The organism is Aeromicrobium halocynthiae (genome assembly GCF_039531385.1).
GTDB classification, from domain to species: Bacteria; Actinomycetota; Actinomycetes; order Propionibacteriales; family Nocardioidaceae; genus Aeromicrobium; species Aeromicrobium halocynthiae.
The window spans coordinates 185,487-197,616 of the sequence record NZ_BAAAPY010000006.1; the positions used below are offsets into that span (position 1 = coordinate 185,487).

The 12,130-nt window shown below is 70.3% G+C and carries 13 protein-coding genes and 1 riboswitch; of the genes, 8 read left to right on the plus strand and 5 right to left on the minus strand.

Going from position 1 to position 12,130, the window contains the following annotated elements; genetic code table 11:
- Nucleotides 1-60: 60 nt before the first annotated feature.
- Both ABD213_RS10255 and ABD213_RS10260 read right to left on the minus strand, forming a co-directional pair.
- Complete coding sequence (locus tag ABD213_RS10255; RefSeq protein WP_344327689.1) at nt 61-366, minus strand: hypothetical protein; 306 nt, start codon at nt 364-366, stop codon at nt 61-63.
- Nucleotides 367-393: 27 nt separating this feature from the next.
- Nucleotides 394-508, minus strand: a riboswitch (SAM riboswitch).
- Between the two features lie 74 nt (nt 509-582).
- Nucleotides 583-1,866 (minus strand): vWA domain-containing protein, encoded by a 1,284-nt coding sequence (locus ABD213_RS10260; RefSeq protein WP_344327691.1) that lies wholly within the window; start codon nt 1,864-1,866, stop codon nt 583-585.
- 73 nt (nt 1,867-1,939) lie between these two features.
- Between ABD213_RS10260 and ABD213_RS10265 the strand changes: the two genes are divergently transcribed.
- The 6 genes from ABD213_RS10265 to ABD213_RS10290 all read left to right on the plus strand — a co-directional run bounded on the left by ABD213_RS10265 (nt 1,940) and on the right by ABD213_RS10290 (nt 7,569).
- Entirely contained in the window at nt 1,940-2,440 is a 501-nt protein-coding gene (locus ABD213_RS10265; protein ID WP_344327693.1) for a helix-turn-helix domain-containing protein, read from the plus strand.
- Between the two features lie 85 nt (nt 2,441-2,525).
- Complete coding sequence (locus tag ABD213_RS10270) at nt 2,526-3,719, plus strand: T3SS (YopN, CesT) and YbjN peptide-binding chaperone 1 (RefSeq protein ID WP_344327696.1); 1,194 nt, start codon at nt 2,526-2,528, stop codon at nt 3,717-3,719.
- Nucleotides 3,720-3,792: 73 nt separating this feature from the next.
- A complete protein-coding gene (locus ABD213_RS10275; protein WP_344327698.1) occupies nt 3,793-5,445 on the plus strand; it encodes a nuclease-related domain-containing DEAD/DEAH box helicase in 1,653 nt (550 codons plus the stop codon).
- Nucleotides 5,442-6,098, plus strand: coding sequence for a hypothetical protein (locus tag ABD213_RS10280; RefSeq protein WP_344327702.1), 657 nt, complete (start codon nt 5,442-5,444; stop codon nt 6,096-6,098). The genes ABD213_RS10275 and ABD213_RS10280 overlap by 4 nt, the downstream gene beginning before the upstream one ends.
- 3 nt (nt 6,099-6,101) lie before the next feature.
- Nucleotides 6,102-6,773, plus strand: a complete 672-nt coding sequence (locus ABD213_RS10285) for a hypothetical protein (RefSeq protein WP_344327707.1) — start codon at nt 6,102-6,104, stop codon at nt 6,771-6,773.
- A 133-nt stretch (nt 6,774-6,906) separates the two neighbouring features.
- Entirely contained in the window at nt 6,907-7,569 is a 663-nt protein-coding gene (locus ABD213_RS10290) for a DUF4352 domain-containing protein (protein WP_344327709.1), read from the plus strand.
- A gap of 48 nt (nt 7,570-7,617) precedes the next feature.
- Here the strand turns inward: ABD213_RS10290 and ABD213_RS10295 are convergent, their stop codons facing one another.
- Both ABD213_RS10295 and ABD213_RS10300 read right to left on the minus strand, forming a co-directional pair.
- On the minus strand, nt 7,618-8,073 hold the full coding sequence (locus ABD213_RS10295; RefSeq protein WP_344327711.1) for an aminoacyl-tRNA deacylase: 456 nt from the start codon (nt 8,071-8,073) through the stop codon (nt 7,618-7,620).
- 45 nt (nt 8,074-8,118) lie between these two features.
- Complete coding sequence (locus tag ABD213_RS10300) at nt 8,119-8,694, minus strand: hypothetical protein (protein ID WP_344327716.1); 576 nt, start codon at nt 8,692-8,694, stop codon at nt 8,119-8,121.
- A gap of 186 nt (nt 8,695-8,880) precedes the next feature.
- Between ABD213_RS10300 and ABD213_RS10305 the strand changes: the two genes are divergently transcribed.
- Nucleotides 8,881-10,311, plus strand: coding sequence for a S8 family peptidase (locus ABD213_RS10305; protein WP_344327718.1), 1,431 nt, complete (start codon nt 8,881-8,883; stop codon nt 10,309-10,311).
- A gap of 55 nt (nt 10,312-10,366) precedes the next feature.
- Here the strand turns inward: ABD213_RS10305 and ABD213_RS10310 are convergent, their stop codons facing one another.
- A complete protein-coding gene (locus ABD213_RS10310; RefSeq protein WP_344327720.1) occupies nt 10,367-10,732 on the minus strand; it encodes a DUF3253 domain-containing protein in 366 nt (121 codons plus the stop codon).
- Between the two features lie 318 nt (nt 10,733-11,050).
- Here ABD213_RS10310 and ABD213_RS10315 point away from each other — a divergent pair, with 318 nt between their 5' ends.
- Nucleotides 11,051-12,118, plus strand: coding sequence for an IS110 family RNA-guided transposase (locus tag ABD213_RS10315; protein WP_344327320.1), 1,068 nt, complete (start codon nt 11,051-11,053; stop codon nt 12,116-12,118).
- The last annotated feature ends 12 nt before the right edge of the window (nt 12,119-12,130 follow it).

The window sequence follows — 12,130 nt, forward strand, 5'->3', positions numbered from 1 at the left end:
ATCGGCAGACCCCGTCCGCCGGGAGTGCCGGCGCGAGGTCATCGCGACCGGTCGGGGTGGTCATCGCACCGTCACCGTCCCGTCGATCCAGACGATGCAGTAGTCGCTGGGACTGTTGACGTGCACGCTCTCGACGAGGCGGTCGGGCGCCCAGAGCGGGTGTGGCGACACCCCCGGTCGACGGTGCGCGACCCCGGCACCTTCGAGCAGATCCATCAGCGCGTTCCAGGTCCAGCCCGGGTAGTGCCGGTCGACGAAGGCCTTCGTGAACCCGCGCCGCACCGGGATGAAGTGTCCGTAATGGAAGATCCGACGCATGGCCCCAGCGTCGAGATGGTGTGCGTAGGAGTCGAGATCGACGTCCATGTGCCCTCCTGGGGTCAGGGCACGACGAGTGCCCGCTTGACCGCACCGGTCGGTGCGGCCCAGGTCTTCTCCGGAGGGCACCGTGTCGGGCGACGCGGTTGCCGGCCACCACTGTCCGGAGGCGTGGGTGGCACTCGTGACCATCGCCGAGGCTAACCCGACGTCCGGACAGTTCCGGGGGGCAACGAACCTCTCCGGCGTCGGTCGTGCCCGCCCTCACGACCGCCGCCTCGCCCGACGCGCGATGTCGACCGTCATCGACTTGAGCGCGTGGCTGCGTCCGTCCGGGTCGTACTCGAGAGGAGCGACCTCGGCGAAGTGGTCGGCTTCGTCGGCCGCATGCAGGAGCTCCTCGCGGTAGCGGCGGGGGACGCCCGGGGCGGCGCCGCGGGCCAGCTCGGCCACGCGGGCGAACCACTCCTCGGCCTCGCGGAAGCGACCGGCGGCCAGGGCCTGAACGGCGCGACGCTTGCGGCGCAGCATCCGCTGGACGAACCACTCGCCGAGCACCTCGCGGTCGACGACGCCCTCCGGCTCGCCGGGGCGGATGACGCGCGTCCACACGGTGGAGGAGACGCTGTGGTCGGTGAGGTCGTCGGCGAGCACCCAGTCCAGGCGCACCACCCCGACGCGGCGCCGACCCGGCCGAGTCGCCTGGCGCGGAGCGCACTCGATCACCAGCGAGCGGGTCTCGTCGACGCGCAGGCCGCCGAGGTCCACCTGGAAGCCGTCGCCGGTCGACGTGCGGGGGAGGTCATTGAGCAGCTCGGCCTTCCTGATGCCCGAGCTCGGCGTGAACGTCAGCCGGCACGACAGGAACCGCTGCTGGGCGAGCTCCCCGCACTCCTCGCCGATGGCTGCGGCCGCGGTGTCGGCCTCCTCGGCGAAGTGCTCGTTGCCGGCACCGGCCCGGGCGATCACCGAGAGCAGCTGCTCGTCGTACCCGAGACCGACCCCGAGGGTCGACGTCGTCACGCCCTCGGCGCGCACCAGCTCGACGCGACCCCTGAGCGCGTCGGGATCGGTGACGCCGGTGTTGGCGTGGCCGTCGCTGACCAGCAGCACCCGCACGCCCGGACCGACGTCGAGACATCGCGCCTCCTCCAGGCCGCGCACGAGCCCGGCGCCGAGGTCGGTGGAGCCGCCGGCGCGGACGGCCTCGATCCGACGCACCACTGCCTCAGGGTCGGTGACCGGGCCCGCGGGCACGACCACCCGCACCGAGCCGTCGAAGGTGACCAGGCCGAACGAGTCCGAGGCCCCGAGCCGCCGGACCACGTCGACCAGGGCCGCCTTCGCCTGCTCCAGGCGGTCCCCGCCCATCGAGCCGCTGCGGTCGAGCACGACCACCAGGTGCGAGGGTCGGCGCTCGGTCTCCAGCAGGACGTCGCTGGGGGTCTCGCCGGCGACGCGGACGAGGAGGACGGCGTGGTCGCGTCGGGTCAGCCGAGGCTGCATCCACGCGAAGCGATCACGCCCGAGGTGTGTCGAGAGCTTCATGATCGGCTCCTTCCAGTAGAGTGTGCAGCGAGCATAATGCTGGGCGCAGACAAAACTATGCAAGGAGCATTCCATGGCGACGAACTCCGCCTTCGGACGCGTGCTGAGCGAGTACCGCAAGCGACGCGGCATGACCCGCTCGCAGCTGGCCGAGCGCTCCGGCCTCTCCTATCCCTACGTGTCTCAGCTCGAGACCGGCCTGCGCAAGCCGTCGCGCAAGGCTGGTGCCCAGCTCGCCGCCGCACTCGGCATCGACCCGCTCGCCCTCGAGGCGGCCCTCCCGGCTGACGACGCGACGTCACTGTCGTCCCAGCGTTCTTCGCGCGTCCGCAAGGCACTGCTGTCCGACCGTCCCGGGGCTCTCGACGAGGCCCTCGCATCGGGATCAACGGCGCCGACGGTGATGTCGCTCGAGGAGCCCAGCAGCGACGCGCCGGCGTCGACGAGCGATGTCGTGCACGACGTCGTCGCCCGCGTCGAGCAGCTAGCGCCGGGGGAGCGGCTGGATGCTCTCGCAGAGGTGCAGCGTCGTGTCATGCAGGGCCTCCTGGATCGAAACGCCGGCGTCGACTGACGACGCTCTATGCAAGCAGCATCGATTTCTGTCGGTCCTCGTGCCTAGCGTCAGTGGTGACAGACCACCGACCACGAGGTGCGCGATGACCCGACGACCCCACTCCCGCGACCACAGCGGGCTCGACGAGCAGATCGAGCAGCAGTGGCTCCGCTTCCGCATCGGCCTCGCCGACTGGCTCGTCGACACCCTCGACGACGACCGACTGAGTCTCGACCCCGCTCCCGAGGTCGACGACGTCCCCTGTCTCGTGGTGATGCGGACCGACCCGTACATCGTCGTCGAGGTCCGCGGCGTCACGACCAATCCGTCCTACCCGATGGGACGGGAGGCCCTGGATCGTGGGTTCGTCCCGGTCTGGGACGTCGACAGCACCGGCGACATCATCGAGCACGAGGGAGGTCCCGGGTACGCGCGGGCCCTCTCGACCGGCGACGTCGACGAGATCGCTGGCGGCATCGCCTGGCTGTTGCACGAGCACTGGGGCGTCGTCGCGCCGTCGTTCCTGACCGTCACGACGCTCCAGGGCGACGAGGCGGACCTCGTCGAGCGGCACGAGGACGACGAGCCGGCCGCTCCCGCCGCCCTGCCCGCCCTGGTCCGCCCCACCGACCGAGACGACCTGATCCGGTGGGCGGCCCTCGCCCTCGGCCAGCACATGGAGTCCGTGCCCGAGCCCGACGCCGACGGCGACCTCGTCGTCCACTCCGAGGACGGCGCGGCCGTCGTCGTCTCCCCGCGGACCCACCGCCTGGAGATCTGGACCGTCCTCGCCCGCGGCGTGGAGGAGTGGTCGGTGAGCAGTGCGATCCGCAGGCTCCAGCGCCGCCACCCCTTCCACCGCTTCTTCCTCGCCGAGGACCGCCTGATCGCGCTCTGGACCGTCGACGCCGGCCCGTTCGTCCCCGAGCACCTGACCGACGCCGTCTCCCTCACCCTGCGGCTCGCCGAGAAGGTCGCCGCGGACCTGCAGGCCCGCTACGGCCGCGACCGCGACCGCGTCGACCCGCTGCTCGAGGCCCTCTCTCACTCCGCTGGCCGCATGCCGTCGGCGGACCTCGTCGCGGTCCTGCTCCAAGCCCTCGACGGCGACTCTGACAGGGCCGCTGCGTGGCAGCGGCAGGCGCGGGCGCGTCGGACGTCGAGCCGGCGTCGCGCCGAGGCCGCACCCGACGGACCCCTCGGCGACGTCCTCGATCGCGACGAGCGGCGGTGGCGTCGCACCATCTCCGCGTTGCTGCGCGTCCGGGCCACCCTCGACGAGCAGAACGTCCGATGAGCGCCCCGAGGATCACCCCTCGCATCCCCGCGAACCGGCCCGCTGACCTCCTGGTACTGCGATGATCCAGACCATGGCACCGCTCACCTGGCCCCAGGAGCCGTCCTTCGTCACCCGCTCGGAGCAGCGGGTCTGGAAGGCGCTCGTCGACCAGCTCGGCGAGCGCGACCTCGTCATCGCCAACCAGCGATTCACGCACCGCGGCAACGACCACGAGCTCGACTTCGCTGTCGTCCTCGACGGTCACGGCGTCGTCGTGCTCGAGGTCAAGGGCAACAAGATCTGGCACGAGGGCGGCCAGTGGTGGCAGGCGTGGAACCCGCAGCCGCGCCGCATCCGGCCCGTCGACCAGGCACGCGACAACAAGTACGTCCTCCTCGACTGGGTGGAGGCGTCGCCGTCGTGGTTCGGGCGCACGCGGGCCCGCTGGGCTCACGCCATCGTCCTGACCGACACCGAGATCGACCCGAAGTTCGCCACCCCCGACTGCGAACGTTCGATGATCATCGACACCAACGACCTCGCCGACATCGGCAACCGGTTGCGAACCCTCCTCGACATCCAGGACAACGCCCGACGACCCACCGACCTCAGCGACGCCGAGGCCATCTTCGACGCCCTCTCCGGACGGTTCCTGCCCCAGCGCAACAGCCAGCTGTCGATCGAGGCGAGCGTCGCCCAGCGCGACGACCTCGTCGAGCGCCTCAGCGCCGAGCAGGCGCGGATCCTCGACGTCGCCGGGCAGCTCAGCCGCGTGGAGGTCCGCGGCGGCGCCGGCAGCGGCAAGACGTGGCTGGCCGTCGAGCAGGCCCGCCGGCTCAGCCGAGCCGGCAAGCGCGTCGCGCTCATCTGCTACTCCCGCGGCCTCTCGCAATGGATGCAACGACGCGTCTCCACGTTCGGTCCGGACGAGCGTCCCGCCTATGTCGGTACCTTCCACGGCATCGGTCGCGCCTGGGGCGCCCCCGACGGCAGCGACGACGACTCCCGCTTCTGGGAGGTCGAGCTGCCCGAGCTGATGCTCGAGCTCGCCTCCGACCAGCCGCTGGAGAATCTCTACGACGCGATCGTCATCGACGAGGCGCAGGACTTCGCCGACCTGTGGTGGCCGGTCGTCATGGAGGCGCTGAAGTACGAGGACGACGCCCTCTACGTCTTCTCCGACGAGGGCCAGCGCGTCTTCTCCCGCTTCGGCGGCCCGCCCGCCGGGCTGGTGCCGCTCGTGCTCGACAAGAACCTGCGCAACACCCGCCAGATCTCGTCAGCGTTCTCCTCCATGGCGCCGAACCGGATGCGGGTCTCCGAGCACGACGGACCCGACGTCCGGTTCGTCCCGTGCTCCTACGATGCCGCGCTCGACCACGCCGACGACGTCGTCGAGTCGCTCCTCGAGGAGGGCTGGCAGCCCTCCGACCTCGCGCTCATCGCGACCGGCAGCCGCCACCCCGAGCAGAAGGCCCGCCAGGAGGATGGCTGGGAGGCGTACTGGGACTCCTTCTGGGACCGCGACCAGGTCTTCTACGGCAGCGTCCTCGGCTTCAAGGGCCTCGAACGTCCCGCCGTCGTCCTCGCCCTCAACGAGAAGCCCGGCATGAACCGCGCCGTCGAACGCCTCTACACCGGCCTGTCCCGCGCCCGCGACCTCCTCGTCGTCGTCGGCGACCCCCACCACATCGAGACCGTCGGAGGAGCCGACGTGCTCAGCCGGATCCTAGGAGAGTCATGACCGCACACGATGAGCACCTTTCTGTCCTTCGCGCGGCCTTGGAGGAGGACTTTCCCGACTGGAAGATGCCGCCGTGGCCGGGCGGGTGGGTGGGGCAGATCGAGGCTGCGCTCATCGACGCGGTGTTCTCGATCCGTGCTCGCTACGGCAGCGAGACGACGGGCGTCCGCGCCGTCGTCAGCCGGTGGCGAGCCGAGACCGGCGACAGGAAGTCCATGGATGACCTTCGCCGTCTCGCCGACCCGACCGGCCGGTCACTGACGGAGGTCGCCGCGAATGGGTCCGAGACGGGCGGCAAGAAGAAGTCGGATGTCGTGCAGTCAGTCGCCGCCGCCATGGTCGAGGCGAAGGTCCTGCACTCCGCCGACCTGCAGGACGACACGAAGTTCGCCACCGCCAAGCGCATCTACCTCTCGCAGAAGGGTCTTGGGAAGGTGACGTGGTCGTATTTCGCCATGCTCAACGGCATCGACGACGTCAAGGCCGACACCCACGTCGTGGCCTACGTGAACAGGAAGCTCGGTCTCGCGGGCTCGGATCGACTTCGGGCCGAGGCCGTTCGCGACCTTCTGTTGAAGGTCGACCACGGTTTCGAAGACCGGACCGCCTTGGACCACGCGATCTGGCGCCGACAGAGCAAGCGCGACGTGTGACCTGTGAAGACCACCAGCGACGCTGCGGCGGAGGAGATCGAGGCGTTCTACCGAAGCAGGGCCGTCACGCCGGGTGGGACGCTGGGTGAAGCGACCGGCCCTCTCCAGCCGGGCTACGTCTGCTTCGTGGTCGGCCCACTCATCGAGCGGTCGCGGCTGATGTCGCGAGTGGTGGCCGACGCAGCCGTAGCGGGCGTCGAGACCGTCTACGTATCAGCACACCGGCGTGCGACGCGAGTCGCGCAGGAGATCGCTGCGTCGAACGGCGTCGGCTGGCCGGACGTCCCACCGGGTCTGTTCGGGGTGGGTGAACCGCCGTCGACCCTGTGGCAAGCCCTGCAGGACATCGGTCCTCGACTCGGCCTGATCGCCGTGGACGACGGGATCGCCCTTGGAGCGCCGGAGTCAGCGACTCGGGAGGGCGACGGCCTCTTGCACGGTTGGCAACGACTGGCCAGAGAGCGACAGCTCGCCGTGATCGTCGGTGCCGCGGTCCTGCCAGAGGAGGTGGTGGACTCGATGTTGGCGGAGGACCTCGTCATCGGCGTCACCCGCTTGCGCCTCCAAGAGGGTGAGCTCGACTTCCGAGTCACGGTGTCCGGCCCGCGCCGACCCACCGAGCACCTCGTCGCCCAGGAGCTCCCGGACCGCCTCCGCGTCGAGCGCGCTCCCTGAAGGGCCCCGCCCTCCCGGACCGTCCTGTCCAGCCGGAGAAGGTAGCCCCTTCGAGCCACACGAATTCCTGCGCCGGCCTGAGGAAAATTCCTACGGTGGCCCCTCCACTGAAGAACGACCGGGGGAGACCCACATGAACGACACCACCCAGCAGGCGCCGGAGAACCCGCGGGCCGCCGCGAAGGCAGCGAAGGCCTACGCCAAGGCGAGCCGCCCTTGGTACCGCAAGAAGCGGTGGATCGCAGCCATCGTCATCGGCGTCCTCGTGCTGTTCGCCGCGGTCTCCGGCGGGGGCGAGGAGGGCGCGACGCGCGCGGACACCTCCGAAGTGGCAGCCGGCGGTTCCGCGGGCGACGAGGGTGACGCCGAAGAGGTCACCCAGGACGCCCCCGTGGCGGTCGGCGAGGCCGTCGAGCTCGAGGGCACCCGCTACGTCGTCGAGAGCGTTCGCACGTCTCCGACGGTCGGTTCGGAGTTCTTCGAGGAGCAGGCGAACGGCATCTACGTCATCGTCGACCTGACGATCGAGAACCTGAAGGACGAGACGAAGGTCTTCTCCGACACCGCTGCGGTGTTCCGAGCCAACAACGACAAGTCCTACTCGACCGACAGCGACGGGACCTTCGCGGCTCTTGGCGACGACGGCGAGCCCTTGATCTTCGAGGAGATGCAGCCCGACCTGCCGAAGACCGGACTGCTCGTCTTCGACGTCCCCGAGTCGGTCGTGGCCGGCGGTCTGCTCGAGGTGAGCGACCTGTTCGGCCGAGGCGAGGCATTCATAGACCTCGGCCTGTGACCACTCGCGGATCGACTGGCGACCTGGGGCGCCGGTCGATCCGCCAGGTCACGTGACGTCAGCGACCGTCGCGTCGAACGCCTTGATCAACTCGTCGGCCTGCACCCAGAGGCTGTGGCGGTGGTCGCCGGCGCCCATCGAGATGCGGCGTCCGGAGATGGAGGCGTCGGCGACGACGGGCCAGGCGGTCGTCGAGCCCAGGGGAGTGATGGTGCCGCGCTCGTAGCCGGTGGCCTCGAGCGCCTGGTCGGCGTCGGGCAGCTGCAGCTTGTTGACGCCGACGACGTCGCGCAGCTTCTTCCACGCGATCTGCCGGTCGCCGGGGACGAGCACGAACAGGTAGGTGCCGTCGCTGCGTTTCACCACGAGCGTCTTGACGATGTCGCGCGGCTCGATGCCCTGCAGCCGCGCCGCTTCCTCCAGCGACGACGCCCTCGGCCGCTCGATGACCTCGATCTGCAGGCCGCGCTCGGCGGCGTCGGCCAGGACCCGTTCGGTGCTCATCCCCCCATCGTGCCGTGCGCGCGGCTGAGGCGGGGCGAGCGCCGCTCAATCGCAATAGTCGCAGACGCCGGTGGCAGGCAGCGCAGTGTAGCAGGACTGACAGACCGCGATCTTCCTCGGCTCCGCCTTGGCCTTCGTCGCCGTCGTCGAGCTGCTCCGGATGGTGCCGCCGGCGCCGCGAGGAGCCCGGGCCGGGGTCGAGCGCGACGTCCGACGTCGCTGCAGGTGCTCCACCGAGCCCCCGTCGGACGGCAGGTCGCGCGCGAGCGCGCGGTAGCAGGCGAGGCGGTCCTCCGCGGCGCGCGCCTCGGCGTCGGAGACGACGTCGCCCGTCGTCGCCGCGACGATGCGGACGTACCCCTCGCCGACCGTCCCGTCGCGCCCGACGCACAACGACGCCAGCGGCGGGTCACCGGCGCGCTCGGCGGCCAGCGCCGTCATCTCGACCAGGTCGCCGATCCACGTCCGACGCTGCGTCGGGCTGTCGATCCCGGTGCGCGTCGTCACCTCGTCGGCGAGGGCGTACGTGGTGATCGTCGAGCCGTACCTGCCGGCGGTCTCGCGCAGCACCTCGAGCGCTGCAGGGGTCCAACGAGCGAACTGGGGGAGGATCCGTGGCACGTGGTCCAACGGTAGTCGACGCGCCCCCAGTGGTCCTGCGCGGTCGGCACATCGAGGTCTTGGAATTGCAGCGGTCCTGACCGTCGAATCATGAGTTGGACACGCGACCGTCACACGCGTTTACACGTGATGCTAGTCTCATCGCAGCCGTGAGCAGCGTGCCGCGGCTGGAGATCGGGGGATCCCATGCGACGCACCGTCCTGTCCATGTCCATAGCCGGCGCAGCGTTGGCGCTGGTGGCCGGCACCACCACCGCCCAGGCCGTGCCGGACGACGCGGCTCCGCTGCAGCCGTTCCTGGCCCACCAGCTGGAGTCGCTCGACGGCAGCGAGCAGACCACCGCGATGATCCACGGCGAGACGCTCGCCGACGCCGAGCGGGCGGTGCGCGACGCCGGCCTGACGCGGGTCACCAGCTTCGACAAGATCGGCGTCGTCGCCGCGTCGGGCACCGCCGAGCAGATCACCGCCGCAGGCGAGGCCGACGGCGTCACCTACGTCGAGGGCAACCAGCCGATCGAGTACCACCAGTCGACGTCGAACCTCGCCACCCGCGGCGCCGAGGCCGCCTCGACGCTCACCGGCGCGAACGGCACGGCGCTCACCGGCGAGGGCGTCAGCGTCGCCGTCATCGACTCCGGCGTCGACCCGACGCACCCGTACCTGCGCGGCGCCACCGTCGCCAACCTCAAGGCCGTCTGCGTCCCGCTGCTGGAGGCGCTGTGCAGCGTGCAGCGCGTGCCCACCATCGTCGACACCGACACGCTGTCGGCCGGCGGGCACGGCACCCACGTCTCCGGCATCGCGGTCGGTCGCCCCACAACACTCCTCGACGGCGACGAGGTCCAGGGTGCCGCGCCCGGCGCCAAGCTCGTGTCCATCTCCACCGGTGCCGCCGTCCTCATCCTCGGCGCCGACGCCTCGCTCAACTGGGTGCTGGAGAACCACGCCGCCCCCTGCGGCGCAGGCGTCTCCGCCGCGCAGTGCCCGCCGATCAAGGTCACCAACAACTCCTACGGTCCCTCCGGCGGCGGGGCCTTCGATCCGAGCTCGACCACCGTCAAGCTGCAGCGCGCGCTCGCCGCCGAGGGCGTCGTGACCGTGTGGGCGGCCGGCAACGACGGCGGCGACGGCAGCACCAGCCTCACCAACCCGCCCGGGCAGGACCCCACGGGCGGCATCATCAGCGTCGCGTCGTACTTCGACCAGAACACCGGCACCCGCGACGGCGTCGTCTCCTCCTACTCGAGCCGCGGTGACGCGGCCGACGCGAGCACGTGGCCCGACCTGTCGGCGCCCGGCGAGGACATCACCTCCTCGTGCCGCCTGACGATGCCGATCTGCTCCACGGGCCTCGACTTCCGCGACGGACCCGGTCTGCTCGACCGCGGCACCTTCAACACCATCAGCGGCACGTCGATGGCTGCGCCGCACGTCGCCGGTGCCGTCGCGCAGCTGTTCCAGGCGAACCCCACCGCCACGCCGGCGCAGGTGGAGCAGGCGCTCGTCTCGACGGCCTACCGCTTCAGCGACGGTGCGCCGTACGTGGGCGGGACGTCCTTCGACAAGGGCGCCGGTCTGATCGACGTCGTCGCCGCGGTCGAGGCGATTCGCTGAGCACCCCGACCTGACCCATCCCGAGCTCGGGCCGCCGGGTTCGCCGACGTGGACGTCAGCGGACCCGGCGGATCCTGATCGGTCCCTTCGCCGTCGACGGGTCGACGACGTGCCCGGCCTGGGTGATCTCGACATCGCCGGCGTCGACGAGGCGGCGCGCGGCGCGACGGGCGGGCTCCATGAGGTCGCGCCAGTCGTCGTCACCGACGCGCCGCGCGGCCTCCGACGGGCAGATCGTGGCGTCGACGGCGCGAGCGGCCAGCAGGTCGAGGATCGCCTCCTCGAGCCGATGATCCGTCGTCGAGACACCCCGTCGCCGGCACGCGGCCGAGCAGTACCGGACGTCGTCCCAGTCGCGTTCCCACTTCTTGCGCCACTCGATACGACGACCGCAGGCCGCGCACGTCTTGTCCTCCCGCATGCATTCATCCTCCCTCCACACGCTCGGTGCTGCACCGCTGAAGAGGACTCGTCCACAACGGGCGTCGATGCTGCGAACCGTGTCCGCCCCATGCCCTAGGTTCGACTCAGTGTCAGGGTGGGGCTCGCCGCCATCAGCGGCTGGTTGGATCCTGAGCATCTGAGGTCTGGCTCATAGGTTCGCTGTCGCCTTCGGGTTGATGAGCATGTGTTTTGCCGGCCTTGGGTGTGAAGGACCGGCCGGCGTGACTTGATAGGAGCGTGGCATCGCCCCGACTGAGATGTGTCCGCCGACCGGCCCAACCGTCCTCGCATCTGAGTGAAGGAGGCAACCACCATGGTTGTTGTTGGAGCCGACGTGCACAAGCGGACACACACGTTCGTCGCTGTCGATCAGGCTGGCCGCGAGCTCGGCCACAAGACGTTCGATGCTGATTCGACTGGTCACCGCAAGGCGGTCGCCTGGGCCCGGGAGCGGTTCGGGACAGAGTTGCTGTGGGCGGTCGAGGACTGTCGCCACCTCTCGGCGCGGTTGGAGCGTGATCTGCTGACCGCGGGCCAGCAGGTGGTCCGAGTGCCGCCGAAGATGATGGCCGAGCAGCGTCGCATCGCCCGCACTCGCGGGAAGTCCGACCCGATCGACGCTGCCGCAGTCGCGCGGGCCGCGTTGCGTGAGCCGAACCTCCCGGTCGCGTCCCATGACGAGACCTCGCGTGAGCTGAAGTTGCTGGTCGACAGGCGTGATGACCTGGTCAAGCACCGCACCGCCACGATCAATCGGATGCTGTGGCGCGTTCACGAGCTCGACCCGGCGTGGGCGCCGAAGGCGCGTTCGCTGGACCTGGCCAAGCATCAGCAGATCCTCACCGACCGACTCGCTGGGGTGGGTGGGATCGTGGCCGAGCTGGCCCGCGACGAGCTCGCCGACGTTGTCGAGCTGACCGGGAGGATCAACCAGCTGGAACGGCGTATCGCCGAGCTGGTCACCACAGCCGCACCTACCCTGCTGGCCATGCCAGGGGTCGGCGTTCTGACCGCTGCCAAGCTGGTCGGAGAATCCGCTGGCATCACGCGGTTCAGGTCCGAGGCCGCGTTCGCCCGGCACGCCGGGATCGCCCCGATCCCCGTCTGGTCGGGCAACACCCGTGGCCGGGTCCGACTCACCAGATCCGGCAACCGGCAACTCAACGCCGCCATCCACCGCATCGCCATCACCCAGATCCGACTCGACGGCCTCGGCCGCATCTACTACGAGAAGAAGAAGGCCGAAGGCATGTCCACCCCCGAAGCCCTGCGCTGCCTCAAACGCCGTCTAGCACGTGTCGTCTTCAACCACCTCACCACCGACCACACAGCCGCCCGGGCTTGCCTTCCGGCCGCGGCTTGACATAGGAGAAAC